Genomic DNA, 24,108 nt, shown 5'->3' on the forward strand with positions numbered 1-24,108 from the left:
GGAAGGCCAGGCGACGAGGAACAGCCGCTCCCTGCGGTGCGGGGCGCCGACGGCGGCAGCGGGTAGCACCGTCCACCGCGCATCCATCCCGAGGTCGGCCAGGTCTCCGAGAACCGCGCCGAGTGCCCGCAGAGCAGGCTCACCTCCGCCGTCTCCCAGATCGCACCAGCCGCACTCCAAGTCGCCATCGGATGGCGAGGCAGCGGCTGCGGAGAGGATGCCGCGGACGTTTTCAATGATCACCAACCTTGGCTTGAGGACGTCGATCGCGCGGGCGATGGTCAGCCACAGTCCGGAGCGGGTGCCCTCCATCAGACCGGCCCGACGGCCGGCGACGCTCAGGTCCTGGCAGGGGAAGCCCGCCGTAAGGACGTCGATCGGCTCGACGCTGCTCCAGTCAACTGCGGTGATGTCGCCGTGATTTGGCGTCTCTAGGCCAGTGGTGGGCGAGGATCGAGGCGGCGTTGGGGTTCATCTCGGCATGCCACGCCACGCTGCCGCCGAGGACGGTCTGGACGCCCAGGTCCAGGCCGCCGTAGCCCGAGCACATGCTGCCGATGCGCGGCCACCCGCCGCCCGGCGCCGTCATCGGCGGGCCCCGCTGCGGGTCGTCGCGGCACGGGCGGCGGACGGCGACACCTGCACCGCGGCGCCGGGGCCGGCGGCCTTCTTCGCAGTGAGGGGCTTGGCCGGGCGCTGCTGCAGGGAGGCGGAGCGGGTGAGGGTGATCATGTCCTCGCCGGTGAGGGAGAGGAAGTCCGGCTCCGGGCCGGTCAGGTCCGCAGCGACCTCCTTGATCTTCCAGACCGCTTCTTGGAGGGTGCCGCGGGAGGCCGCGAGGGATTTGAAGTAGGCCGTGCGGTGCGGCCATCGGTCGGACGCGGGGCTGATCCGCTTGAGCGTGACGGCGACCAGGGCGGGCTGGGCGCGCAGGACCGCCTTCGCGGTCAGCAGCCCGGCGTGGGCGTAGGCGAGGGAGCAGCGACGCCAGGCGATGTCCTCGGGCTTGGTGGAGCCGGCGGGGGTGGTGTCGTTGTACTCGTCCACGACGTTGGCCAGCAGCCTCCGCTGCACGTCGGACATGGAGTCCAGGACGGCGCCGAGCCGGTCGGGGAGCGGATCGCGGTGGCTGTAGATGCTGGACAGCTCTTCGCTGAAAGAGTGCAGGTCAGCGGCGGTTCCGAGCAGCCACTGGGCCTGGCGGTCGGTAGAGGTGGTGGTCAGTGTGGTTCCTCGGGGTTCAACGGCGGGGAGCGGGGGCGCTGCTGCGGGGCAGTGCGGAGATCGGGAGGGGGTCGGTCCGGCGGCCGGGCAGTGCCCGACGGAGGCGCTGGGTGACGCTGAGCGCGGCGGACCGGCGAGGCTTGGCGGGGACGGCGGAGACGCCGGCGGAGGCGAGATGGTCGGCGTCGGAACGCAACTGGCCTGCCGCTCGCCGAAGTTCGGTGGAGGCGGCGCCGTAGACGGCGGCGGGGTTGACGGGCTGGGCGTCGGGCAGGGCCCAGACGTCGGCGCTCACGGAGTGCTGGAGCAGGTAGGACAGGTGTCGGGTGGCCTCGGTGACGCGGCCGTGTGCGCGGGCCAGCGACAGTGCGGTGAGCCGCGCGGCCGTCATCGTGGTGGGATGCGCGGGGAACTGGTCGGAGAAGTCGGCCGCGGCGAGCGTGCTGGTGTGCAGCTCCTGCATCGTGCGCAGGTGACCCCTGACGTCGCGGGCGTCGGGCACGCCGGCGGCGGAAGCAGTGCGGGTGGTGGGCAGCTTCGCGGCGAGGGCCTCGGCCTGGTGCGCGACGTCGCGCAGGCACCGCTGGTACGCCTTGACCTCGGAGGTGGGACGGGCGGTAGACGTGGTGGGACTCCATCGGTTCAGGAGCTGCCGGCGGGACGGCAGATCCGGTACGTCGTCGGGTGCAGCGGCAGCCGAGCTCGGGCCGGGCCGACGCGGGTGTCAGGTTCGCCGAAGCGGTACGACCGTCGCCGGCGGGGCGGGACTGGCCGGCGGGGCCGGGCGCTCGGCGGGTGGGGAGAGCAGCACGAGGGCGGGTGAGCGGCGCAGGGCCGCGTCCACGCGGCGCTCGGAGTCGCCTGCGGCCGGCGGGTGGCTGTCGGCGAGTCCGGCGGGCCGGCGGCGGGAGGCGAGGGCGGTGACCTCGTGAAGGCCGGTGGTGCTGCCCACGGTCTCGGCCAGTGCCTCGGCCACCGAGAGGGCGGTGTCGCGGGCGGTGGCGAGGGAGCGGCGGGCGCTGTTCTGGGTCTCGGGCGTCGGCACCGGTACGGAGAGCAGGTTCGCCGCCCGGGCCAGCGCGGCCTGGGCGAGGGCGAGGGCCGCCGTGTTCGCGGTGAAGACGCCGAGGCCCGGGGCGGGACCGGTGGTGTTGGTCGCGTGGAAGAAAGCCTCGTCCAGCGGGATCGTGATCAGCTCGTGCAGACGGACCATCGGCCAGGCCAGCTCCCGGACTTCGGGCAGCGGCTCGTGCGGTGCGGGCACGGGGACGGCCTTGGCGAAGGCGGCCAGCTGCTCGGCGAGCGAGCCCAGCGTGTCGAGGTCGTGCTGGCTGAGTCCGACCGGGGCGGGCGGCAGGGGAGGGTCGGTGGTCAACGGCGCTTCCTGGTTGGCGTGATGGGGGGTGAGCCGAGTACGAGCGCCGCTTCGGCGGGTGCCGCCGACGGAACGGGGGCGAGGCGGTCGGTGAACGCGAGCACATCCTCGGCTCCCTGGGCCGCACACCGGTCCGCGCTCTCCAACGCGGTGATCGTGTGCTCGGCCCGGCGCAGGAGCAGCTCCTCGGCGGGGCTGCCCGGCTTGGCCGGGGCCGACGTTTCGCACTTGATCGAGAGGTCGAGGGCGGCGCCCAGGTGCCGGTGGACGGTGGCGGCGCTGCTCATCGCGCTCTCGTACGCGCCGGCCAGCACCGCCGCGGACGGGTTGTCCGCATCTCGCTGGCGGCGGTAGTGGTCGGCGCTGTCGCCGCAGTGCCGGATGAACGCCTGCGCCTGGCGGCAGTGCTCCAGCAGGGCGTTGCGGCTGGGCAGGCCGGGGACGGGCCCGGAAGGGGTGGTGGTGGCGTTGTGTCCGAGAGTGCGCAGCATCCCGGCGACCACCGCCAGGTCGCCCTGGTAGGCGGAGGGCGAGGCGGCGGACACGGCTCCGCCGAAGGACGCGGGGCCGGGGGTGGCGAGGGGCCTCAACGGCGCCGCCCCGCGAGGGCGGTGTGCTGCACGGTTCGGGCTGGCAGCGACGCGACGGTGGGTGCGTTTGCTCCGGCTGCGGTCCGGGCGGTGGCGGCGACAGAGCGCGGAGCCGGGCGGTGCGCGAGAGCGGCGGCGGGGCCGGTGAGCGAGCGGGCATCGCGGCGCAGGTCCTCGCGGGCACCGGTCAGGGCGAGGCGGGTGCGCGAGAGGGCCAGGTTGAGCTGCTGGGAGCCGCGCTCGCGGACCTCATCGGCGCGCGGGCCGCCGATACCGTCGACCTCGTAGAGGCGGCCGGCCATGGCGGTGGCCCGGCCGAGCGCGCCGAGGGCCTCGCCCAGCTGCGCGGTCGCCGAGGTCAGGGAGCGGACGACCGTGCGGTCGGCGCTCTGGGCGTGGGGGTGGTGCAGGGCGGCGGTGACGTTCAGCAGGTCGTCGTGGCAGTCGCGGATCGCCCGGGTGTGCTCGGCCAGTTCCTCAAGGCCCGGCAGTCCCTCCTCGCGGTAGGCGCGCGGGAGTTGGGTGGTGAGGTGGTCGATGGCGTCGGCCGCCGCGTGGAGCCGGCCGACCGACTGGGCACGGGGGCGGGAGGTGATGGGGGGCAGGGGGTTCTCCGGAAGGTCAGCGTCGGGTGCGGGCGGCGCTCTCGCCCGCCCGGTCGGCGGTTCGAACGGGCGGGGCGGCGGGCGGGGTGGGGCTGCGGCTCAGGGCGGCGCCCTTGCGACGGGCGGTGCCGAGGACGACCGGGCCGCCTCGCTCCGTGGGGGTGGCGGTCGCGGCGCGCAGCCGGTCCTGCACGCGGTCGGCGGGGGCCAGCGCCCGCACGGCCGAGCCGAGCAGCGGGCCTGCGGCGATGGAGGCGTCCAGTGCCATCACCCGGACGATGCCGGCCGAAGTCGCGGCGGCGCGCAGCAGCGCGCCGCGCAGGACGTGCTCCGCCCAGTAGGCCGGATCGCCGGGCAGCGGGTCCGCGCAGATCTCCCGGACCCGTTCCACGGAGATCACGCCGGCGGCGAGCGCCCCGCGCCGCTGGACCTCCCACAGCACCGTCAGCTCGTCCAGGGGCTCGCGCCGGTGAGCGAGCGCGGCCATCGCCAGGTAGACGGCGCGGTGGCCCGGGTCGACGAAGTCCTCGCCGGTGAGCCAGGAGGCGATCTCGGGGATCTGCCCGGGCGCGGTCAGGAGGCTGGAGAGCAGCGCCTGGTCGTGCTGCTGGGCGGCCTCGACCGCCTTGGGGGCGGTCACCGACGAGGGCGGCGTCGGAAGCGGGCGGCGGGAGCGCTGGTCGATCGTGCCCCAGGCGTCGGCGAGACGCTGGATGACGGCGTGCAGGGCGCCGGTCAGCTCGACGGTGGCTTCGACCGACTCGCTCTCGGCGGCGGCGAGCAGCCGGTGGGCATGCTCCTCCAGCGCCCGCCGCACCGCGGTCTCCAGCACCATCCGGCCGTAGCTGGCGGCGTGTTCGGACCGGGGGCAGGTGGAGACCAGGGTGTGGCCGTAGCCGACGGTGACGCCCGGGACCTCGCGGGCGGCGGTGGCGATGGCCGTCAGCGCCCAGTCCCTCTTCTGCTCGTCCCCGGAGTCCGGGGCGAGGGCCGGGTGGCCGGCGGCGTGCTGGGCGAGCAGGATCGCGAAGAATCGCTCGTGCGCCGGACGGTAGAAGTGCCGCGGCTCCAGCCATCCGGCCAGCGCACCGACCTGGGACGGATTGAGCAGGCACGCGCCCAGTACCGCCTGCTCGGCCTCCAGCTGCGGGCTCATGTCCCGGCTGGTCGGCGTCACTGCGGTGTCACCTCCTCGCGGAGGTGCCCGGGGAGCATCAGGTCGCGCAGCCGGTCCAGGTCCTCGACGAGGGCCTCGTCGCGGATGCGGAGACGGCCGGAGCCAACCGACAGGTACCAGCTGCCGTCCGCGCGGCTGATCGGCAGGAAGGAGAGGTCGTTGCGGATGGTGTCAACTCCGGTGCGCAGAAGGGATGGTCAGCGGGATCGGCGGGCGGGCTGCCGGGATGTGGCCGGGGCCGCCGCACCGGCAGTGGGTGCCGAGAGCGCCACCGCGGCGCTCCCGGCGCGGGCGGCCCCCGCGCGGCTGGTCCTCGGGTTGCCGTGCGGGGCATCGGCGCGGTCGGCCGCCAGGTCGGCCGTGATCTCCGCGCTGATCGCGGCCAGCGACTGCGCGTGCTCGCGGAACACCTCCGCCTGGCCGGTGTGGCCGGCCTCTTCGGTGCTGCGCGCGAGATCGGTCAGCGCGGTGCGGACCGTGCCCAGGGCGGCCAGCCCCTCGGGCAGCTCGACCGCCGAGCTGTCCGCGCCCTGCAACTCGCCCGTCAGCGGCAGGAGGCCGAGGTGGATCTCGCCGACCACCTCCCGCAGGACCTCGGCGTGGGCGAGCGCGCGCCCGGCCAGGCTCTGCGGATCGACGGAGCCGAGATGGTCCATCCGTCGTGCCGTCGCGTGGAGAACGCCCAGCTTGGCGGCGGCGGTGTACTCCGGGGCGGGCGGAGGCATGAAGACGGAGGTGTAGTCGGCGACGGCGTCCCGGAGACGGTAGGCGTCGATGCCGTCGTAGGTCAGCAGGGAGCTGGCGTTGTAGGGGGTGAGCTCCGCGCCGCCGTCCCGGGCGGGGACGGCTCGGTTCCGCTCGTTGAAGACGGCGTGCTCCGCGAAGCCGAACCAGTTCGCGTCGAGCTGGCCGGCGGACGGGGAGACGATCCGGATGCGGACACCGTTCCAGGTGTCCGACCGGATGGTCTGGGCCAGTTCGGCGGTGACGACCATGTCGCCGCGCCGGGCCACCTGCCGCAGGCCGGTGACGGTGCCGTCCGGCAGAGGAGAGATCAGCAGCAGGGCCTTGGCCCGGTCGACGGACCCGTTCCAGGTGGACAGGGGAACCTCCTGATAGTGGGCTGGGATCAGCGTGAGCGGGCCGGCTGAGGGGGCGGCCCTGTGGCACGCACCGGTTCCGAGGCAGCCGCAGGGGCAACGCGGACCGGGCGGATGCTCGCGGCGGCGGCGCGGTCCGAACGAATCGGCGCAGCCAAGTCCTCGGCCAGGTAGTGGAGTTCGTCGCCGACCCGCTCGACGGTGGTCGCGTGGGCGTCGAGGGCGGCGGCGGAGCGGAGGTCGCCCCGCCGCCGGAAGACCTCGGCGGCCTGTTCCAGAACCTGGTGGAGCGGTGCGAGGAGGTCCTCCTCCACCGAGGCCAGGACGCTCCCGAGTTCGGCGTCCTGGCCGGCGCGGTGCAGCCGGTCGAGGTGCGGGGCAGCGGTGGCCGGGGAGGTCACGCGACTGCCTCACCCGAGCGGCAGGAGAACGGCGAGCAGCCGTCCGCCGGCCCGTTCTCCAGTTCGTCCTCATCCAGGGTCAACTGCGTCTGCAGGTCTCGCAGTTCGGCCCGGGTGAGCTTGTCGATCGGCGCCTGGTCGAGCGGCAGGCGAGAGCGGTGCAGGTATGCCTGCCCGAGCAGCGGCCGTCCGTCGGCGTTGGCGCGGGCGTTGCCGGCCCGGATCGCGGCGTCGAACTCGACGACGTCCGCCCACTCCTCGGGGGAATTGTCGCGGATTTCCCGCCACTGGGAATTTCCGTGGAATGGGCAGCCGATACAAGCCGATTTCGGAGTCGACCCCCATCCGTGGTCCGTGAGGAGCTTGATGCAGTCGGCGCGGGACATGCCGAGGTCGAGCAGGGGAAACGTGTGCCGGGTGTACCGGACGTCGGAGTCCTTGGCCCGATGGAATTCATCGGTGCTGATGCCGATCCACTGCTCGGCGTAGATCCCGTTCGGTACCCGGGGCGGGTGCGGGTATCCTAGGATCTGGCGCACCTGTCGCTTTATCGGCTTGATCTTATATTCGCCGGTGCATTGCCGCCGAGTCATTCCCGGGCTGCCATCCTGGTTGAGAATGTAGAGCGGCATCGAGGCAAAGCGATGGGCGGGATCGAGGGCATCCTGGCGGATGTTTCCGGACGACACGCGCAGGATCGGTATGTTGGCCGGCCGGGCGATCTTCCGTTCCACCTCGTTCAGGTGCTGATAGACCTTCGCCGGTTCCCATCCGGTGTCCGAGAAAATGGCGTAGTCCAGTTTCGGAAGCTCGCCCAGGGCCGACAGGAGAAGCAGGCAGGTCGACTGTACACCGGCGCCTAGTGAAAGGATTCGCGTGGCCGGTTCGGTGGTGTGGATCATGCGGCACCACCGGCCTTGGCCATCGCACGCTCGGTGATCAGAGCGGTCTGCCGGGAGGAGGCCGCGCTGACCTCGGCGGCGCCGGGCTCCTTGTACCAGGGGCGCAGAGTCAGCAGTGCGGGGCGCAGACCGGTGGCGAAGAGAAGCGCGCTCCCCTTTTTCAGGGCACGAATCTGGTCGGGCGGAAGAATGCGCTCCTGGCGCATGCTGACGGAGGTGGAGCGGCCCGATTCCGACGTGGAATGCGAAACCGTCTCCACGTCGTGGTCCCCAACCAGCCGCGAGAGCTTGTCGGCGAAATCAGCGTCGTCGATTCCGCTTCCCACGAGTTTGATGGTGGCCGCGCTCCACATGGCGTCCATGCCCGCCTCGCCCCACACTTTCTGTCCCTGGCGGTAGCTCTGGAGAATGGTGATCGGAATAACGCCACGCGAGCCCAGGTGGGAATACAGGTCGGGAAGGTCCCCGATCTTGCACACATTCGCGGCCTCGTCCAGAATGGCCAGGAGCGGCGGGTCGAGACGGCCTCCGGAGCGTTCGGCCTCGATGACTGCGGTGCGCATCACGGAGTCCGCCGCAGCAGCGATCAGGGCGCTTGCCGAGCCGCCGCCGTCCTTGGACAGGAGGAACAGAGAGTCCTTGCGGGTGACGAACTCCTCCGGCTTGAACTCCGGCAGGTCGGGATTCGGGATGACCCATTTGGAAATCTGCGGATCGAGAAGGCAGGCCGCGTATTGACGCGCGGTTTCGAAAATGCCGTCGCGCGTTTCGACGGCACCGCTGACCGTGCCCTGGAGCTGGTCCGCGATGGCGGTCATCTGGTGTTCGCGGAGAAGGTCGACCGGGGTTCGGTCGGACGGCACGGCGAGCCACTTGAGGACGTCCGTGATCGGCCGGCTGTCGCAGCCCGCGGCGAGGAACAGGGCGCAGAGCGTGTTCTGGGCGGCGGTGGACCAGAAGTCGCCCTGGCTCGACTCGTCGACGGCCGCGGCGACGAAGTGGCCGGCGAGCCGGCGCGCGCCCGGGAGGTCCTTGGCGTCGGCGAGGATGTCCCACCACATCGCCTGCGGGGTGTGGGCGATCTGCTGCGGGTCCATCGTCCAGACCCGCCCGGCCTCGGACCGGGCCTCCAAGCACGCCGTGTAGGCGTCACGGGCGGCCTTGTTCGAGGTGAGGAGCACGGGGCCGGGCGCGCGCAGGATGGCCGGGACGGCGATGCTGGTCGTCTTGCCGGAGCGCGGCGCCATGATCGCGACCGCGACGTCCTCCCAGTTGGAGCGGACCTCGGGTCCGCTGGGGGCGAGGTCGCCGAGCAGGATGCCGGTGTCGTCCGGGCTGATCTCGCGTGGCTTGGCCTTGGAGAGGCTGGGGCGCAGGTCCCGGGCCTTGGCGGTGATCTCGGCGGGCAGCAGCGGCGCGAGTTCGCTGCGGCCGGCGAGGCCGGTCGGCTTGCGGCGGTGCTTGGACCACAGCAGCAGGCCGCCGGCGGCGAGCGCGATCGACAGCAGAGCCGGGGCGATGCGGGTGCTGATCAGCAGCAGGAGCGGGCTGAGGTGCGGGAAGGCGCGGTCGGGGTGGAGGGCGGCGTCGACCGGCTGGAACGGGGCCCACAGGGCGTGGTCGGTGGTCGCGGCGGTGGCGGCGTTGCCGCCGAGCCAGGCGATGGAGCCGAAGACGGCGACGGCGATGCCCGCGCCGATGAGCGCGTAGAGGAGGGCATCCGAACCGGGGCTGGCGGAAGGGGATTTGGGGGAGGCGGGCAGGGGAGGGGTTCCTTGACGGGGGGTTCGGCCTGCCGGGCAGGAGCGCGCGGCGGCAGGGGCCCGGAGCGGGCGGGGAGCGGGCGGCGATCACGGCGGGACAAAGGCCCGAGACGTGGGTGATCGGCCCGGTGGCCGGCGGGCGGTCAGCCGGCGGGGACTGCGTGGTCAGCGGGAGACGGACGCCTTCGCCGACGTGGCTGCGCGGGAGACGAGTGGTGCGGGGGCGGCACCGGTCGGGGCAGCGGGACGCTCGGGCGGTGCCGTGCGGGTGCGGGCCGCGGCGGCGCGGGGCGCGGCAGGGGCCGGCGACTGCTCGTCGGTCTCGTCCAGGCGGACCAGCTGGGCCTCGGCGACGCGGTAGCCCGCGGCGGTGAGCTGGGTACTCGCGTCCTGCAGGGCGGTGGCCATCGCCGCCCCGGACGGTCCCTGGCCGGTGAGGGTCTCCAGCCGCTGGGAGGCGGTGTCCAGCAGCGCGGTGAGTCGCTCCAGCAGGCCGGTCTCGGGGTCCATCACCGCGAGCGCCACCGTGGTGACGTCCTCCGCCGTGGTGGCCCGGTGGACCTGGGCGGTCGCCTGTACTAGCCGGGACTGCAGGTAGGCCAAGTCCCGTTCGCCGAAGGTGTTCTCGATCCTGCGGATCGGGAGCGGGGGCACCACGCGGGTGGCGTACCCGGCGTCGGTGAGGAGCTGCTCGGCGAGGCGGATGCGCTGGTTGACGTCGCCGTGGCCGGCGTCCTCGGCGGTGAAGATCGCGCTGAGGCCGTCGGTGGAGAAGCCGGCGCGGGCGAGGAGAGCCCGGCTGGCCAGGTCGGTGCCCTGGACCCAGGCGCTGCCGGTGGTGGTGGAGCCCTCCCGGAGAGGGAAACGGGCGAAGACGATCTCGGCGGTGTGCTCGGGCAGCGGAGTTCCTTCCTGGTCAGCGGCGTGGGGGGTGGCCGTGGCCTGGGTGGCGGGGGTTGAACATTGCGCCGGTGTACTCGACGGCGGTGAACCGGCGGGTGGGGTCGGCAGGGCGGGCTGGCCGAGTGGCCACCTTCGGAAGTGCGGCGGCGGACAGGGCGCTGCGGCGGCGGACCACGGGGGTGGGGTCGGCGATGGCGGAGGCCAGGATCGCCAGGTACCGCACGGGCGTTGCGTGGCCGAGGACGATCGTCCACTGGTCGCTCCAGGCGGGTCCGAAGGAGGCTTGTGCCATCCAGGCACCCACGCCCTCGCCGCACCGGTCGTCGGTCGAGGTGGGTGAGTGGGTGAAGCTGGTGGTGCCGTCCGGTGACGCGAGGCGGACGAAGTGCGGGTCGTCCTGGAGCTGCCAGCCGGCCTTCAACAGGGGGCGCCAGGCGGTCGTCGGCGAGGCGGTCGGCTCGGCGACGATCTCCTCCGGCATGGTGTACCGGTCGGCGGCGACGGCCTGGACGAACGCGCCGACGATCTCACCCGGCGTGTCCTTGGTGAACGTGGCCTGCCAGTAGGGGACTTCGTCCCTCGGGTGCCTGCGGACGGTGACCCGGTAGAGGTGGAAGACCCGGTGCGGCTCCATGGCGATCTCGATGCGCCGGCACGGGCTGGTGGCGACGACCTGGGCGAGGGATTCGTCGAATCGGTACGGCCACTCGTGGAGGTGGAGCAGCGGTGCCAGGACGGGGAGGGGCCCGGCGCCGGCGAGGTGGCGGGGGCGGACGAGCACCTCGTCCTGGGCCGCGGCCGGAGTTGAGGTGGTCAACGGTGGGGTCCTCGGAGCGTCAGCGGTGGGGAGGTTCGACGATGCGGGAGTGCGGCGGGACGGCGACGGCCGGGGCGAAGTGGACCGACGCCGTGGTGCCGGCGGCCCGCAGGGCCGGGGACTGGGTGGTGGCGGCCCGGCTGCGGGTGGTCTCGTCCGCGGCCTCGGCGATGGCGTCGGCAGTGGCGGCCGTGCGGAAGGCCGCGGCGGAGATGGCGGTGGCCTCCGTGAGCAGCGGCTCCCACAGGGGTGGCCGGTCGCCGTACTGCTGGGCGACCTGGCGGCCGATCTCCGTCACCGCGTTGGCGAGTTGCTGCACTGCACCGGGCATCAGGGTGAGGCCCAGCAGCACCTCGGCGGCCTCGTGGGGCGTCAGCGAGGGGGCGACTTCGACGATCTCGGCGAAGGCGCGGCCGGCGCGGGCGATAGCCTGGTTGGCGGCATCGAGGGGCCCTGTGGTGCGGGCGTCGGACAAGAGGTCTCTTTCTACGGGCGCCGACCGGCTCGGGCCGCGGCGGTGACGACGGGAGAAGGGGCGGGGAGGACACCGGTCCGGCGGAGAGCGGTGCCGGCCACTGCCGCGCGGGTGCGGCTGGTGCCGGTGCTGCGGCTCTCGGCGAGCTGGCAGACGGCCAGGGCGAGGGAGCGGTCACGGCCGGTGTCCACGATGGTGCCGTCCGGCCGGGCCAGCGGTGCGACTAGGCGGGCCTCGTGGTCGCCGACGCGCAGCAGCGCCCACCGGCACGAGGCCGGATCGCCTTCGGCGGCGATGCCGGTGGCGGCCAGGATCCGCCGGGCGGTCTCCTGGAAGCGGTGGTTCGCCGGGCCTGCGACGTCGGGGTCGGCGCGCAGGGTGCACTGCCACACCAGCCTGGTGCGCAGGGCGGCGGCGGGTCCGGCCGGCGGCGGCAGGTGCGCGGCCAGCTCCATGGAGAACGCCGCCTGCTCCAACGCGGGCAGGTCCGCGACAGGGCGCCAGGCGTCGATCAGACGCAGGCGGTGCTGCTGCTGGCTGGCGGAGGCGAGCAGGTCACGGGTGGAGGCGTACCGGGCGATCGTGGGGTGCACGTCACCGCCCCGGGGCCGGTGCGACCGCACGGCCGGCCGGGGCGAGTACCGGTCCGTACAGGCCGCGGCGGATCGCGACCGGTTCGGGTCGCTGGCCGGTACTTCGTTCCGGTGTGGACAGGGTCAGCTCCAGGGAGGGGAAGACAGGTCAGCGGGCCGGGCCGGCGGGGCCGGCGCTCAGTTCGGGTTCTCGGTGACGCGGTCCGCGCTGGTGGCGGCGGCGGCCAGCTCGGGCAGGTCGGCCGGCCCGGACTCGCGCTGGTCGATCCACCAGGACGCCTTGTCCAGCGTGCGCAGCTGCTCCTCGACGGCCAGCCACGCCTCCTCGGTGACCACGCCCTCGACCACCAGGGCCTGGTAGGCCGCGGTCACCAGCTGGTGCCGGCAGCGCTCGCCCCAGGCGATGGCACGCTCGGGGCCCTCCAGCGGCGGCATGCCGAACTGGCCGGCCCACGCGGTGGCGGCCTCCTGCTCCTCGGCGCGGCGGGCGGCGATCCACGCCTCACGCTCGGCGGTGTCCTCCTTGCGCTCGGCGAGCCAGCAGTCGCGGCAGGAGCGGGTGGCCAGCCAGCGGGCGTAGGAGGCGCGCTTGTCGGCGGGACGGGTGGACAGGTCATGCTCGACGGTGTGGCCGCAGTCGTGCTCGACGGACCACCGGGTTCGGACGGCTATGTCGGATCTCCTGTGAACTCGGTTGTGTGGGAAAGGACTTGGGTTCGGGTCAGCGGGAGCGCCGCGGATGCGACGCAGGAGGGGCAGCAGGAGCCGCCTCTGCTGCTGCCGGGGACGTGCGCGCAGTGCGCGTGGACCGAATCCGGGCGATGGCCGCGCGGGGGATCGGCTCGGTCCCGTTCCGGTCGTGCAGCGCCTGAGCGGTGCGGTCGACCTGACTCCCGAGAAGGCGGGCGGCGCGGACGGCAGGCCCGAGCACAGCGGGCTGGTCGAGCCAGTCCGCCGCCAGCTCCAGAACTTCCTCGAGCTCGCGGACCACAGGACCGAGGCGACTCAGGAGGTCGGCCACCTCGACCTCCTCGGCAGGCTCCGGCAGCACTTGGCCCAGACGGCGCACCGCCCACGAGCCGACGAGGCTCGCGTCGTGAGAGCCAAGCTGGGCACGGCTCAGGGCATCGGTGTAGGACATCGGCTCACCGGGAGATCGGGTGCCCGGCAGCCCACGCGATCCGCGGGTCGACGGCCGGGACGGACGCGGCCGTGGCCGCGGCGCCGGTGGCGTGCAGGGCGGCGGCGGAGCGGACCCGGCCGCTGGTGGCGAGCGCGGCGCGGGCGCGGGGGCTCGCCGGGCTGCTCGTGTGGGCGGCCGGTGCGGCGGCGGGGCGGGCCGCGACGGCGGCGAGGTCCTTGCCCGCCCCGGCGAGCACGGTGGTGGCCTCGCCGACCACGGCCTCGATCCGTGCCAGGTCGACGCTGCCCGGGTTGGTGCGGACCTGGTCCTCGATCGCCCGCAGCCGCGAGGCGATCTCGGCACTCAGCGCGGCCCGGTCGTGCAGCAGGGCGTCCGCGCGCTGGTCGTCGCGGCTCGGCCCGGCCGGCGGGTGGACGACCGTGCCGAACGGGTCCGGCGCCGTCGGGGTGACGGGCCCGAGGACGGGCGCCTTGAACACGCGGGTCTCGAACGGGTCCGCGTTCTGCGCGACCCGGGCCGGCGGCGCGGCGGGCGAGGCAGGAGTGCGGTTCATCTCCTCGATCAGCCGGGTGGCGAACGGGTCGGTGGACTCGTACGGGCCGGTGAGCGGTTCGAAGGCCAGGTCGGAGGCGACCCGCAGCCCCTGGCCGCGCAGCTGGGCGACGGCAGTGGAGGCCCGCTTGTCGCCCTCGAACTCGGGCTCGTCCATGACGTAGAGGCCCGGGTGCCCGCCGTTGCGGGTGAAGCCGGCCTGTGCGAGCGCGTAGGCGGCGGCCTGATTGCTGTGCGGGTTGGTGGCGACGATGCCCAGGTGCGGGTGGCGGCCGACGTGGACGTCGAAGCTGCGGCTTCCCGCCGGGGCGCTGGCCTGGACGACGGCGTCGGGGCCGGCGGCGCGGACGGCCGGGCTGTCGGGGACCGGCCGGGTCGCGTCGTTGTAGTCGAAGGCGGGGTCCGCACTGACCTTGACCCCGGCTCGGCGAAGGGCGGCGGTGGTCTGGCGGGCGTGCAGGAAGACGTTCTGCTCGGTCGCCGGGTCGAGGGCGTGGCGCCCGTCGGCGAGCTGGCGGAAGCCGGCGCGGGCGAGCAGGGTGTGGGCGGTCGGTGAGGCGTCGGGGCCGACGTCGGCGACGACGCCGAACTGCGGGTCGCGGGTGATGGAGACGTGCTCGGGGGTGATGCGCTGCTCCTCGGGGCAGATGGCGGACGCGGTCAGCGGCGGGCGGCCGGTGCCGGCGGCGGGGACGTGGGCACAGCGGGTCGGGGTTGGCCGGATCCGGCGGAACCGGGCGCCGCGGTCGCGGTGCGGGCAGCGGCGACACGGGCCGCCGCCGAGGGGGAGACGGTGACGGCAGCGCCTTCGAGGCCGGACAGCTGGGCGGACCGGGAGGTGACCGGGACGCCCATCTCCCGCAGGGTGGCTGCGAGTTGGGCCGCCGCCCTGGACTGTGCGACCGGGTCGCGCTCGGCCAGGGAGTAACGCTCCGGGGCATCCTGGAGGCCGAGGCGGAACCCGGCGGCGGCCAGGGCGTCGAGCACGGCCGGGTCGCGGCTGGCGGTGGTGGCGGTGATCCCGGCGGAGGCCAGGCGGCGGAAGGTGACGCCGACGCCGACGGGCTGATGGTGGGGCAAGCGGTGTTCTCCAGGAAGGGCTCGGTCAGCGGGCGGCGGGGCGGCGGGGAGCCGGTCCGGGCGGCAGCGGCGCGGTGGCGGGGGCGGCGGCCATCCGAGCCCGGCGTGAGGGGCGGGCGGCCTGGGCGCGGGCGGTGGGCGGATGGGTGGTGTCCCGCAGATGCGTCGCCCGGAAGTCGCGGCGAGCCTGCGGCCCGTACCAACTGGCGTAGTGGTCGGTGATGCCGAGGTGGCCGTTTCCGGTGTCGTGGCGCAGCATCACGTACGAGGAGGAGTCGGGATCCCCCGCATCGCGGGCCAGCCACCAGTCGACGCCGTCGAAGGTCTGCATCGCCTCCACGACCACGGCGCCGGAGAGAACGGCTCGGGCGAGGCCCCGGTCGGCGGGGACCAGGCGGTCCGTGGCCAGGTCGGCGCAAACGATCTGCCAGGCCGCCTCGGTGGCGCGGTCGGCGTCGGGGAACGGGCCCTCGTCCTGCAGCCACCGGTAGTGCTCGGACAGGTCGCCGTTGCGCTGCTCGGGGCAGTGCCAGTTGGCGACCGGCACCCGGGCCGCGACCAGCTGGTCGACGAGGCGTGCCGCGTTGCGGATCTGCTCGTTCGGGTCGACGCTCCGGCGCTGGTGCCAGCAGTCCAGCGCATCACCATGCCGTGAAAATCCGGCCTGGTAGATCGCTTCGCGGGCGGGCTGGGGAACCCAGCCGCTCAGCGTGACGAACTCGCCGTGGTCGTAGTCCCAGCCGAAGCGCACCAATCCGGTGGCGGTGCCGGGCCCAGTCGTTGCGGGCATCGGGCTCCCGCTCAGCGGCGCCGGGCCGAGGCCGGCACGGCCCCTACGAGCACCGGAGTCGGACCGGTGGCCGGTAGGGCCCCGGCGGCCTTCCGCTTCGCCGCCTCCTCGCGCGCCTGGAGCAGCCGCACCAGGTCGGCCTCCAGCACATCGCGCTCCTCGGCCACCTCCTCCAGCCGCTCCAGCTGCGCATCCAGCTCGTCGAGGACGGCGTCGTCGACGCGCCGCTGGGCGGTGGCGACGTTGACCAGCCGCACGCGCTGGAAGGACACTGCCGTCTCGGCGGCCACCAGCGCGCGGTGCGTGTCGAGCACCCGTGCGGTCTCCGCGTCCACCCGGGCCTGGGCGGCGGTCAGGGCGGTGATGCTCTGGCCGAGGGCGGCTTCCAGCCGGGCGTCCTGGCGGGTGAGCGTCGTGGTCGGCATGCGTCTCCAAGAGGTAGGTGAAACAGACGAGTTGGTGAGAGCCGGTCAGAACGGGGCCCGGCTCAGATCGCCGGGCTCTGCGGTGTTCACCGGGTGCGGGGCCGAGGCCGGCAGCGCGCCCGGTCGGCCGAGCACCACGGGGGAGGTCCGGCGGGCGGCGGCAGCACGCCGGGCGCCGGGCACCGGAGCCTCGGCCGCGTACCCGAAGGAGGTCCACTCCTCGCGTGCGGCGGCCAGGGTGGGATGCCGGCTGCGGCCGTAGTGGCCGCTGCCCTGCTCGGTGTAGAGCACCGCCGCCTCACCGGCATCGGGGTAGTCGAGGAGCAGCTCCATCGAACCCTCGGGGTCCTGGTGGCGGGCGTGGATCACCAGCCGGCCGACGGTCCCGTCCTCGTTCACCACGTGCGACACGGTGTTGCGTTCGGCGTGCCGGCGCTGCTCGTCCGCGCTGTACACCCGGGTGACCCCGTAGCCGGCGGCGGCGAGCAGGCGCTGCGCGTCCCAGATCTGCCGCTCCGCGGTGGACGCACTCGTGTCGCGGCGGATGCGGTGCAGCCGCAGGGCATCGTCGCGGACGAACCCTGCCTGCTCCAGCCAGTAGGCCGCGCGCCGGTCGGGAGGGTCGGCGACGATCGTCTCCCGCTCGGGCAGGTGGGCGATGGTGACGTGCGCGATGACGACTCCTGGTGGTCAGCGGTGGTGGGTGCAGCCGGCCAGGGCGGGAGCGCCGACGGGTGCAGAGGCGGGCAAGCCGCCGGATCCGGGAAGCAGTCCGGCGAGTTGCAGGATCTCGCCTGCGCCGAGGCCGACCTGTGGGACGATGACGTCGCTGGGCCCGGCCGGATCGGTGTCGATCACCGCGTGGAGCAGCCGCAGGCGGCCGGGCGTGATCATGCCGTATCCGGAGCCGCGTGCATCCGGGCGTCGGTGTCGAAGAGCTCCAACTCGGCTCGGTGGAGCAGGTGTTGGACCACGAAGCTGCGGCCGGCGACCTTCCACAGTCCGCGGCCCTTGCCGAGGGCGGCGATGGCGGCGGTCTCGACACCGCTCAGGCCGAGCAGGCCGGCGGTGGCGGCCAGCTGGTCGCTCTCCTGCCGGTAGATCACGCGGGTCGCGCAGTCGGTGAGCAGGCCCTCGGCGAGCGCCCGGGTGCGGGAGCCGGCGTCGCCGGCCGACAGCAGGTCGGACAGGCGGTGGATGATCAGCATGTTCGCGATGCCCAGGCCCCGGGAGAGCTTCCACTGGGCCTGCATGCGTTCCAGCAGGGCCGCGTGCCGCATCACGCGCCACGCCTCGTCGTAGATCACCCACCTGCGACCGCCGTTGGGGTCGCTGAGCGCCGCTTCCATCCAGGCGGACGCGCAGGTCATCGCGAGCGTCAGCGCGGTGTCGTCGCCGGACGAGCCGAGCCGGGAGAGGTCGATCGTCAGCATCGGACTGCGCGGGTCGAACTCCGCGGTCGACGGCGCGTCGAACATGCCCGCGAGGTCACCGTTGACCAACCGGCGAAGCGCGTGGGCGAGGTCCTGGGCGGCGGCGCCGACCCGCCGGGTGGGGTCGCCGAGCGCGGCGTCCAGCACGGCGGCCTGCCCGAGGACGGCCGCGACGTCGCCCAGCAGCGGGACCTGGCCCGTGCGCGCGGAGCGGTCGACCACCGCGTCCAGCGCGATGTCCATCGCCGTGTACTCCATCGGCGCCAGGTCGCGCCGCAGCACGGTGCGGGCCAGGGAGCCGAGCAGCAGGAGCCTGCGCTTGCGGACCTCGCCCGCCCAGTCCGCCGGATCGACCCCGGCCGGAGGAGCTGGAGCGTCAAGGGGGTTGAGCCTCCCGCTGAGGCCCGGTCCCAACGCGATGGTGGTCCCGCCGATCGCCTCCGCGACCGGACTCCACTCCCCCTTCGGGTCACACGGCACGTACACGCGGTAGCCAAATGCCGTGCTGCGCAAGGCGATTGACTTCGCCAGCGCCGACTTCCCCTGACCGATGACGCCGGCGATCAGCGTGTTCGGATTTGTAAAGTTTACAACTTTTCCATACAGGGCGAACGGGTCGAAGACGAACGAGGCTTCGGCGTGGACGTCGCGGCCGATGAGGACGCCCGCGGAGCCGAGGCCGCCCTCGGCGAGGAAGGGGTAGGCGGCCGACGCGGTCGCGGTGGTCATGCGGTGTGCGGGAAGTCGCAGTCGGCCGCCGCGCAGGGAGGCGGGGCCGGGGCGGCCGGAAGCGGGGTAGGCGGGGAGGAGCTCGGCGTTCTCCTCGCGCCGGGTCTTCGGGCGATGGGGGCGGCCGGCCTGGCGGGCGGTGCGGCGGGCGGCGGCGAGGTCGCGCTTGGCCTGGCGGCGGGCGGAGCGGTCCGAGCGGGTCGGGGTGAACAGGGGGGTGGCACTGGCGGAGCGCAGGAACGTTTCTCCTGTCAGATGCGAGGGGCTGTGGTCGGTGTGCCGCGGAGCTCGGAGGGGGTGGCGATCACCCGGACGCGGCCCGAGGTGGTGCTGTGGCGCTGGCAGATCACCATGTCCGGTGCGCCCTCCGGCAGCCGCAGCGCGCACGCCTCGCGGGTGGGGTGGCGCCCGTCGGGCCGCGGGGCGCGGTGGTAAGCGTCGTGGAGGGCGTCGCAGGTCTGCCAGAGCCGGATGCGGGCGGCGTGGAGGTGGCCGGCCTCGGCCGGGGCGAGCGGCCGGGTGGTGCCGGTGTGGGTGTCGAGCAGCGCGAACAAGCTGACGCAGTGGGCGTGGAGCGCGTCCAACTCGCCTCGGGAGACGGGTTCTTGCTCCGGGACGGCGGTGTGGTGGTGGACGTCGACGCCCGCGGTCGCGAAGCGCAGGAGGCGGTGGTCGCCGGTGGGCGGGTGGTTCACGGCCGGCCTCCCGTCAGGTTCGGGCGAGCGGCAGGGCCGCCTGCGCGAACGCCTCGGCCTGCTGCCAGCGCAGGAGCCGCGGGTCCAGGCCGGTGCCGGCGGCGGCGGTCTCGATCGAGGCGCAGGCTCGGCGCAGCTCTTCCGCGTTGTCGGCGCTGACGACCACCAGGCCGGTCAGGTCGACGTCGGCGTGGCCGGAGATCAGCTCGCGTTCGTGCTGCTTGGCGTCGGCGTACTCCATGCTGTCGGCTTCGGAGTCGACCTGGCCCTTGCGGACCCGCTCGGCGGCGTCGGCGATGATGCTCGACTTGGTGCGCTGCACGGCCTTGAGCGCGGCATCCAGTGCCTGCGGGCCGTAGGTGAGGGAGAGGGTCCGGCGGGCGCCGCCGGCGAAGACCAGCGGGTGGAGGAACCCGTGGGTGACCTCGCTGCGGGGCCACTGCTCGATCCAGTACACCGCGTGGCAGGCGGTGTCGGTGGTGAGACGGCCGGGTTCCTCGACGACCACGACGGGGCCGGCGGCGGCCGGGTCGGCGGTGGCCTCGCCGGTCTCGGACCACTGCTCCAGGTTGGCGAGCGCCTTCGGGTCGTAGGCCGAGCGGATCACGGCGGCGATCTCGCCAGTGCTGAGCCAGCCGCGGGGGTTGAGCCCGGCGTTGCGCAGCGCCTGCTCGAAGCCAGGCGTCAGCTGGGACAGGACGCTGAACGCGCCGCTCAGCCCGCCGCCGGCCTCGCCGATCAGGCGGCGTGCGCCCTTGAGGTCCAGGCTGATGGCGATGTACGCCTCGTGCGGGGCCGCGGTCGGGCCGGCGGCGGCGAGGAGGTCCTCGTAGACGGGGCCCGCGATGGGTGCGTCGGGGCGGCCGTTCTCCGCCCAGTACCGGGCGAGGGCGTCGCCGCTGTCGGGGACGGTGCGCTCGATCACCTGGACGGTGGTGATGTAGCCGGTGCGGGCGAGCGAGGCCAGGCACCGGCCCCAGGCGTTGACGTTGCCGGCCTGGGTGGAGGGGTCCAGCAGGGCAAAGGCCCGGCTGCTGACGCGGATGACGGCGGTGAGGGTGTTCTTCTGCGGGTTGTGGATCGCGCCGAGCGTGCCGCCGGGGGCGGTGACGGCGCGAAGGCTGGCGTCGGTGCCGGGCAGGTGGAGCAGGCCGTCGCGGCGGGGCCGGGTGGCGGGCCGGGCGAGCCAGACGAGCTGGCCCTTGGCGCGGCGCAGGTAGTACCTGATGAGGATCGGGGCCCAATCTGCCACGGAGCGGCTGTGGAAGCGGACGACGACGAGGGCGGCGGCCAGGGCCCAGAGCGGGGTGGCGAGGGCGGCACCGGCGAGTCCGGTGGCGACCATGGTCGCCAGGAGCATCGCGCCGGCGGTGCCGACGACGGTGAGCTGGGCGGCGGTCAGCCCGAGCAGGACTCCCCGTCGGGATCGGCTGGGGAAGCGGACGGTCGGTGTGGGAAGGTCGGCCGACAGGGTGGGCGACTCCTTCGGTCAGGGCGGGGGCACCGGCCGGGGCGCGAGAAGGGGTGGTGGCCCCGGCCGGTACTGGTCAGGAGGTCGGCGGCGTGGAGGGACCGACGGGACTGCTCGGCGCCGAGGCCGGGCCGGTGGCGGCCACCGGCGGGGTGGCGGGGCCGGCGGCGGACGCCGACGGGGCGGCAGGCCCCGGGGCTGCGGCGCCGCGTGCGGCACTGATCACGACCTGCGGCGCGGCGGACCCGCCCGAGGCCGCGGCGGCAACTGCGCTCGCGGGCTTGGCGGTTGATCCTCCGCTCGCTCCGCCCCCGGAGGACTGGCCGGAAGCCGGGGCCCGGGAGATCAGCGGCTGGCCCTGATCGCCGCCCGACTGGGCGCGGCGGGTGATCAGCGCCTTTCCGACCGCGTCGCCGCCGCCTCCGGAGGAGGTGCCGGGGAATCGGAAGGTGCTCTGCGACGGAGACGACGAGCCTTCGCCGGCACCCGAGTTGCCGGCGCTGCCGCCGGCCGGGGCACCCTGGCCGGGCACCTGCGCCGGGCCCTGCGGGGCGGCTCCGCCCATCGCTGCGCCGCCCGCTCCGCCGGCACCCGCGGTAGCGGCCATCCGGGCGCCCTTCTGGGCGGTGGCGGCGCCGACCTGCAGGCCGGTGGCGGTGCTGCGGTGCAGGTCGTGGGCCTGCCCGCCGTCGCCCGCCCAGTGGACGAACTTGTAGATCGCCATCGGGGAGAGCAGCACCAGCGCCATGACGACGAGGCCGGCGATGATGTCCGACAGCGCCTGGATGCCGTCCTTTGTGTCGCTCTGGCCGAGCGCCGAGACGCCGACGAGCATGATGATCGTCATGATGAGTTTGCTGAACACGACCGTGGCGGTGGCCTCGATCCACTTCCGGCGCCAGTCGCGGGTGGGCTCCCACGCGCCACCGGCCGCCGCGAAGGGGGCGAGCACGACGAGCACGAGGATCGTGACCTTGCGCAGGACCATCGCGCCCCAGTAGAGGATCGCCCCGGCCGCGCAGCCGAGCGCCACCAGCGCGGGGATCGCCCAGCCGAGCGGTGTCGTGATGCCGATCATCGACACCTTGACCAGCCGCCTGACCGCGTCGTCCATGCTGGAGTTGGCGATCTGGAACAGCCCCCGGCTGAGGGCGTCCACGACGACCAGGGCGACGCCGGTGAAGCTGATCGCGGTCATCGCGAACAGGGTCGCCGAGACGGTCCCGGTGACGGCCTGGCCGAGCGCCTGGCCATCCCGCCTCCATGCGGCGCGGATCAGCTGGAGGATGAAGGTCATCACCAGCATGACCAGCGCGATCGGCAGGATCGTCGCGTAGTTGGTGCGGAACCATTCCGCGCCGAGGTCGACCGAGGTGGTCTTGTCGACTGCGCGGGAGGCGAGGTCGACCGCGCTCTTGGCGAGGTCGCCGGCCGACTTGGCGACCCAGTTGCCGATGGAGTCGGTGACGGAGTCGCTGACGCCGCCGACGATGACGTCGCAGAGCAGGCCGGAGCCGGGAATGTCACAGAACCCGATGGGCGATCAACTCCTCTGATGGGGACCGATGTTGTTGGTCAGGGGTAGACGGTGGTGGCGATGGAGGCGAGTGCGCAGTCGCGGCTCGGCCGGCACTGGACGGCCAGGGTGATGGCGCGGTCCTCGGCGCCCCGGCCGCCGTCGAGCCAGCTGACGGTCTGCTTGCCGGTGACGGTGACCGCGTAGACGTAGGCGATGGTCAGCTGCGACGGGTCCTTGCCGATGGCCTGCTGCCACGCGGCGGGCAGGTGCGCCTCGGCGGCCTCGCCGGTGGCGTGCTGGCCGTTGTCGCGCATCCGGCTCCACAGGGTCGGGTCCGGCAGCTGGGCGGCGAGAGCGTCCGGGTCGGCGTACTTGGTCTCGTCGGTCAGCCATCCGCGGAGGCCGGCCAGCTGCTGGGGCTGGGTGGCCGTGCGGGTGTCGTAGCTCCACAGCGCGGTGGCGAATGCCTTCGCGTACGCGATCGGGTCGCTGGTGTGCGGCGGAGCGGCGACGACGGACGCGCTCGGTGTAGCTGCGGCCGAGGGGGCGGGGCCGGGGCCGTGCGACGTGGAGCTGGACGTTGCGGAAGCGGAAGGGGCGGAGGGGGAGTTGGCGGCGCTCGGGGTGCGGTGGCCGCCGCCCGCCAGCCGGGCGGTGAGCCCGGCCAGCAGGGCGACGACCAGGAGCACGCCCAGGCCGATCAGCAGCCGGCGCAGCATGGGGGACTGGCCGGTGAACGGCGAGGACTTCGGCATCAGTGGACGCTGGTCCCCACCGTGCTGAAGAAGCTGACGATGCCGTTCGCGGCGCCCAGCAGAAGGGCGCAGCCCGCCGCGACGAGGGCGCCCTGCTTCCCCTTCTGCTCGCTGCCGTGCGAGCCGGTGTGGTGGCCCCAGGCCCAGACGATGCCGCTGACGCAGAGCGCACCGACGACCGCGATGATCGCGAAGAGGTTGATCGAGCCGACCGTGGACTTCAGGACGGACAGGCCGGGCAGGCCGCCCTCGGACGGCGAGATGCCGGGATCGTACGCCAGCTGGGTGGCGGCGTCGGCGAGGTAGTAGGTGAGCAAGCACACTCCACGGCTAGAGGGACAGGAAGGTGCGCGGGCGGGCCGCGCGTGAAAGGGGGAAGTGCGCGAAGTGCGCTTAGATGGACGGCAGTTGCCGTCAGGGGGCGATGCGGCGGACGGCGATGATGTCCGCCTTCCACGACGCGAGCGTGGCGATCTTGACCACGTCGCCCGTCTTGGGTGCGTGCACCACGAGGCCCTGGCCGATCGCCATGCCCACGTGCTCCGGGCCGTCTGGGCCGGGCCGGGTGTACAGCAGGTCGCCCGGGCGGATGGCGTCGACGCTCACGCCGGTGCCGTTGTGGACCTGCTCGTAGGTCCGGCGTTCGATGGTGATGCCGCCGGCCTTGTACGCCTGCTGCGTCAACGAGGAACAGTCGCATCGGCCCATCGGATCGGGGCCGTGCGCGGCGGTGCAGCTGCCGCCCCACTGGTAGGCCGTGCCCAACTGGCCGAGCGCGAACTTGATGGCGCTCCGCACGGCCGGCGGGACATCGGTCGGGATCTGGTAGCCGGCCGGCAGGACACCGGGCGGGATCTCGCCCCAGTTCGTCCCGTCTTCACCCCCGGTGCCGCAGCCGCTCGGTGCGGCCGGCGCGGACGGACTGGGCGACGGGGTCGCGCCCGGCGAAGGGGTGGGCGCGGGAGTCGAACTCCCGGACAGCACCTGAGAGATGGCCTGCTGGAGGGCGGTCGCCAGCGGCTCCCACTTGGCGTAGGCGTCCGGGAATCCGGACCGCTGGACCTTCTGCGCGGCCACGGTGACCGGCAACTGCTCCCAGCCGGCAACCTCCAGCAGCGCCTTGTAGAACCGGGTTGATGCGTACACCGGGTCCTGGATCTGCTCGGCCGTGCCCCAGCCCTGCGACGGGCGCTGTTGGAACAGCCCCAGCGAATCCCTGTCCCCGTAGGCCAGGTTCCGCAGGGTCGACTCCTGCAGCGCGGTCGCCAGCGCGATGACCTGCCCGCGGGCGGACACGTTCATCGAGATGCCGGTCGCCACGATCGTCTTCGCGAAGGGGATCTGCACGGTCGGGTTGTCCAGCCCGGCGACCGGGCCGACCTGCCCGGTCGCGCCGTCCAGGATCTTCTTGACCTGGGCGGCGACGGCCGCGCTGTCCACAGGCTGTGGACTGGGGCCGGTGCAGGTGTCGGGCTTGGTGGAGTCGTTGGCGCTGACCGCCAGAGCGGGGAAGGCGATGGCGAACGGCGCCAGGAGGAGGGCGGCGAGACCGCCGCCGACCCACTTCTGCCAGCTCATCGCGCCCCCCGA

Annotated in this window: 32 protein-coding genes and 1 pseudogene; 2 read left to right on the forward strand and 31 right to left on the reverse strand. The window is 73.8% G+C overall.

Annotated features, from left to right (window positions below; genetic code table 11):
* Positions 1 to 57: 57 nt before the first annotated feature.
* The 17 genes and pseudogenes from ACFXHB_RS10300 to ACFXHB_RS10380 form a co-directional block, all read right to left on the reverse strand.
* A pseudogene (locus tag ACFXHB_RS10300) lies at positions 58 to 411 on the reverse strand (DNA cytosine methyltransferase); the annotation flags it as partial.
* A complete protein-coding gene (locus ACFXHB_RS10305; RefSeq protein ID WP_380573481.1) occupies positions 398 to 550 on the reverse strand; it encodes a hypothetical protein in 153 nt (50 codons plus the stop codon). The gene ACFXHB_RS10305 and the pseudogene ACFXHB_RS10300, both read right to left, overlap by 14 nt.
* A gap of 35 nt (positions 551 to 585) precedes the next feature.
* Complete coding sequence (locus ACFXHB_RS10310; RefSeq protein ID WP_380573482.1) at positions 586 to 1,083, reverse strand: hypothetical protein; 498 nt, start codon at positions 1,081 to 1,083, stop codon at positions 586 to 588.
* A 157-nt stretch (positions 1,084 to 1,240) separates the two neighbouring features.
* The gene (locus ACFXHB_RS10315) at positions 1,241 to 1,726 is read right to left on the reverse strand and encodes a hypothetical protein (RefSeq protein ID WP_380573483.1); all 486 of its coding nucleotides are present in this window, start codon (positions 1,724 to 1,726) and stop codon (positions 1,241 to 1,243) included.
* A 222-nt stretch (positions 1,727 to 1,948) separates the two neighbouring features.
* Positions 1,949 to 2,599 carry a hypothetical protein gene (locus ACFXHB_RS10320; RefSeq protein ID WP_380573484.1) on the reverse strand — a complete coding sequence of 217 codons (651 nt, stop codon included), beginning with the start codon at positions 2,597 to 2,599 and terminating at the stop codon, positions 1,949 to 1,951.
* Positions 2,596 to 3,144: a hypothetical protein gene (locus ACFXHB_RS10325; RefSeq protein ID WP_380573485.1), complete on the reverse strand. Its 549-nt coding sequence runs from the start codon at positions 3,142 to 3,144 to the stop codon at positions 2,596 to 2,598. Before ACFXHB_RS10325 ends, ACFXHB_RS10320 begins: the two co-directional genes overlap by 4 nt.
* A gap of 41 nt (positions 3,145 to 3,185) precedes the next feature.
* Positions 3,186 to 3,491, reverse strand: coding sequence for a hypothetical protein (locus tag ACFXHB_RS10330; RefSeq protein WP_380573486.1), 306 nt, complete (start codon positions 3,489 to 3,491; stop codon positions 3,186 to 3,188).
* 319 nt (positions 3,492 to 3,810) lie between these two features.
* A complete protein-coding gene (locus ACFXHB_RS10335) occupies positions 3,811 to 4,971 on the reverse strand; it encodes a DnaB-like helicase N-terminal domain-containing protein (protein WP_380573488.1) in 1,161 nt (386 codons plus the stop codon).
* Positions 4,972 to 5,168: 197 nt separating this feature from the next.
* Positions 5,169 to 5,984, reverse strand: coding sequence for a hypothetical protein (locus ACFXHB_RS10340; protein ID WP_380573489.1), 816 nt, complete (start codon positions 5,982 to 5,984; stop codon positions 5,169 to 5,171).
* 116 nt (positions 5,985 to 6,100) lie between these two features.
* Positions 6,101 to 6,472 carry a hypothetical protein gene (locus ACFXHB_RS10345; RefSeq protein ID WP_380573490.1) on the reverse strand — a complete coding sequence of 124 codons (372 nt, stop codon included), beginning with the start codon at positions 6,470 to 6,472 and terminating at the stop codon, positions 6,101 to 6,103.
* Entirely contained in the window at positions 6,469 to 7,308 is an 840-nt protein-coding gene (locus ACFXHB_RS10350; RefSeq protein WP_380573563.1) for a hypothetical protein, read from the reverse strand. The genes ACFXHB_RS10345 and ACFXHB_RS10350 overlap by 4 nt, the downstream gene beginning before the upstream one ends.
* A 62-nt stretch (positions 7,309 to 7,370) precedes the next feature.
* The gene (locus ACFXHB_RS10355; protein WP_380573565.1) at positions 7,371 to 9,137 is read right to left on the reverse strand and encodes a type IV secretory system conjugative DNA transfer family protein; all 1,767 of its coding nucleotides are present in this window, start codon (positions 9,135 to 9,137) and stop codon (positions 7,371 to 7,373) included.
* Positions 9,138 to 9,302: 165 nt separating this feature from the next.
* The gene (locus ACFXHB_RS10360; protein ID WP_380573492.1) at positions 9,303 to 9,794 is read right to left on the reverse strand and encodes a hypothetical protein; all 492 of its coding nucleotides are present in this window, start codon (positions 9,792 to 9,794) and stop codon (positions 9,303 to 9,305) included.
* Positions 9,795 to 10,053: 259 nt separating this feature from the next.
* Entirely contained in the window at positions 10,054 to 10,857 is an 804-nt protein-coding gene (locus ACFXHB_RS10365) for a DUF317 domain-containing protein (RefSeq protein ID WP_380573493.1), read from the reverse strand.
* 19 nt (positions 10,858 to 10,876) lie between these two features.
* Positions 10,877 to 11,332 (reverse strand): hypothetical protein, encoded by a 456-nt coding sequence (locus ACFXHB_RS10370; protein ID WP_380573495.1) that lies wholly within the window; start codon positions 11,330 to 11,332, stop codon positions 10,877 to 10,879.
* 11 nt (positions 11,333 to 11,343) lie between these two features.
* Positions 11,344 to 11,925: a hypothetical protein gene (locus ACFXHB_RS10375; protein WP_380573496.1), complete on the reverse strand. Its 582-nt coding sequence runs from the start codon at positions 11,923 to 11,925 to the stop codon at positions 11,344 to 11,346.
* Positions 11,926 to 12,102: 177 nt separating this feature from the next.
* A complete protein-coding gene (locus ACFXHB_RS10380; RefSeq protein WP_380573497.1) occupies positions 12,103 to 12,360 on the reverse strand; it encodes a hypothetical protein in 258 nt (85 codons plus the stop codon).
* Here ACFXHB_RS10380 and ACFXHB_RS10385 point away from each other — a divergent pair.
* On the forward strand, positions 12,359 to 12,505 hold the full coding sequence (locus ACFXHB_RS10385; RefSeq protein ID WP_380573499.1) for a hypothetical protein: 147 nt from the start codon (positions 12,359 to 12,361) through the stop codon (positions 12,503 to 12,505). The genes ACFXHB_RS10380 and ACFXHB_RS10385 overlap by 2 nt on opposite strands.
* A gap of 141 nt (positions 12,506 to 12,646) precedes the next feature.
* On the opposite strand, the gene ACFXHB_RS10390 is transcribed toward ACFXHB_RS10385, so the two are convergent.
* Together ACFXHB_RS10390 and ACFXHB_RS10395 are read right to left on the reverse strand one after the other, a co-directional pair.
* Positions 12,647 to 13,066, reverse strand: a complete 420-nt coding sequence (locus ACFXHB_RS10390; RefSeq protein ID WP_380573500.1) for a hypothetical protein — start codon at positions 13,064 to 13,066, stop codon at positions 12,647 to 12,649.
* 4 nt (positions 13,067 to 13,070) lie between these two features.
* Complete coding sequence (locus ACFXHB_RS10395; protein WP_380573501.1) at positions 13,071 to 13,778, reverse strand: hypothetical protein; 708 nt, start codon at positions 13,776 to 13,778, stop codon at positions 13,071 to 13,073.
* Between the two features lie 15 nt (positions 13,779 to 13,793).
* Here ACFXHB_RS10395 and ACFXHB_RS10400 point away from each other — a divergent pair, with 15 nt between their 5' ends.
* Positions 13,794 to 14,177 carry a hypothetical protein gene (locus ACFXHB_RS10400; RefSeq protein WP_380573502.1) on the forward strand — a complete coding sequence of 128 codons (384 nt, stop codon included), beginning with the start codon at positions 13,794 to 13,796 and terminating at the stop codon, positions 14,175 to 14,177.
* A gap of 104 nt (positions 14,178 to 14,281) precedes the next feature.
* Here ACFXHB_RS10400 and ACFXHB_RS10405 read toward each other — a convergent pair whose 3' ends face one another.
* The 12 genes from ACFXHB_RS10405 to ACFXHB_RS10460 all read right to left on the reverse strand — a co-directional run bounded on the left by ACFXHB_RS10405 (position 14,282) and on the right by ACFXHB_RS10460 (position 24,096).
* Positions 14,282 to 14,701 carry a hypothetical protein gene (locus ACFXHB_RS10405; RefSeq protein WP_380573504.1) on the reverse strand — a complete coding sequence of 140 codons (420 nt, stop codon included), beginning with the start codon at positions 14,699 to 14,701 and terminating at the stop codon, positions 14,282 to 14,284.
* Between the two features lie 25 nt (positions 14,702 to 14,726).
* Entirely contained in the window at positions 14,727 to 15,491 is a 765-nt protein-coding gene (locus ACFXHB_RS10410; RefSeq protein WP_380573505.1) for a hypothetical protein, read from the reverse strand.
* Positions 15,492 to 15,502: 11 nt separating this feature from the next.
* Positions 15,503 to 15,916, reverse strand: a complete 414-nt coding sequence (locus ACFXHB_RS10415; RefSeq protein WP_380573506.1) for a hypothetical protein — start codon at positions 15,914 to 15,916, stop codon at positions 15,503 to 15,505.
* Positions 15,917 to 15,961: 45 nt separating this feature from the next.
* Positions 15,962 to 16,372 (reverse strand): hypothetical protein, encoded by a 411-nt coding sequence (locus ACFXHB_RS10420; protein ID WP_380573507.1) that lies wholly within the window; start codon positions 16,370 to 16,372, stop codon positions 15,962 to 15,964.
* Positions 16,373 to 16,606: 234 nt separating this feature from the next.
* Complete coding sequence (locus tag ACFXHB_RS10425) at positions 16,607 to 16,810, reverse strand: hypothetical protein (protein WP_380573508.1); 204 nt, start codon at positions 16,808 to 16,810, stop codon at positions 16,607 to 16,609.
* Positions 16,807 to 18,078 carry an ATP-binding protein gene (locus ACFXHB_RS10430; RefSeq protein WP_380573509.1) on the reverse strand — a complete coding sequence of 424 codons (1,272 nt, stop codon included), beginning with the start codon at positions 18,076 to 18,078 and terminating at the stop codon, positions 16,807 to 16,809. The genes ACFXHB_RS10425 and ACFXHB_RS10430 overlap by 4 nt, the downstream gene beginning before the upstream one ends.
* A gap of 251 nt (positions 18,079 to 18,329) precedes the next feature.
* The gene (locus tag ACFXHB_RS10435; protein ID WP_380573510.1) at positions 18,330 to 18,773 is read right to left on the reverse strand and encodes a DUF6238 family protein; all 444 of its coding nucleotides are present in this window, start codon (positions 18,771 to 18,773) and stop codon (positions 18,330 to 18,332) included.
* Positions 18,774 to 18,786: 13 nt separating this feature from the next.
* A complete protein-coding gene (locus ACFXHB_RS10440) occupies positions 18,787 to 20,244 on the reverse strand; it encodes an SCO6880 family protein (RefSeq protein ID WP_380573566.1) in 1,458 nt (485 codons plus the stop codon).
* A 76-nt stretch (positions 20,245 to 20,320) separates the two neighbouring features.
* Positions 20,321 to 21,781 (reverse strand): conjugal transfer protein TrbL family protein, encoded by a 1,461-nt coding sequence (locus ACFXHB_RS10445; protein WP_380573568.1) that lies wholly within the window; start codon positions 21,779 to 21,781, stop codon positions 20,321 to 20,323.
* A 38-nt stretch (positions 21,782 to 21,819) separates the two neighbouring features.
* Positions 21,820 to 22,518 (reverse strand): hypothetical protein, encoded by a 699-nt coding sequence (locus tag ACFXHB_RS10450; RefSeq protein WP_380573511.1) that lies wholly within the window; start codon positions 22,516 to 22,518, stop codon positions 21,820 to 21,822.
* Positions 22,518 to 22,835: a DUF6112 family protein gene (locus ACFXHB_RS10455; protein WP_189278178.1), complete on the reverse strand. Its 318-nt coding sequence runs from the start codon at positions 22,833 to 22,835 to the stop codon at positions 22,518 to 22,520. Before ACFXHB_RS10455 ends, ACFXHB_RS10450 begins: the two co-directional genes overlap by 1 nt.
* A gap of 97 nt (positions 22,836 to 22,932) precedes the next feature.
* Positions 22,933 to 24,096 (reverse strand): C40 family peptidase, encoded by a 1,164-nt coding sequence (locus tag ACFXHB_RS10460; protein ID WP_380573512.1) that lies wholly within the window; start codon positions 24,094 to 24,096, stop codon positions 22,933 to 22,935.
* Positions 24,097 to 24,108: the final 12 nt, after the last annotated feature.

Source organism: Kitasatospora sp. NPDC059327, assembly GCF_042752535.1.
GTDB lineage: Bacteria > Actinomycetota > Actinomycetes > Streptomycetales > Streptomycetaceae > Kitasatospora.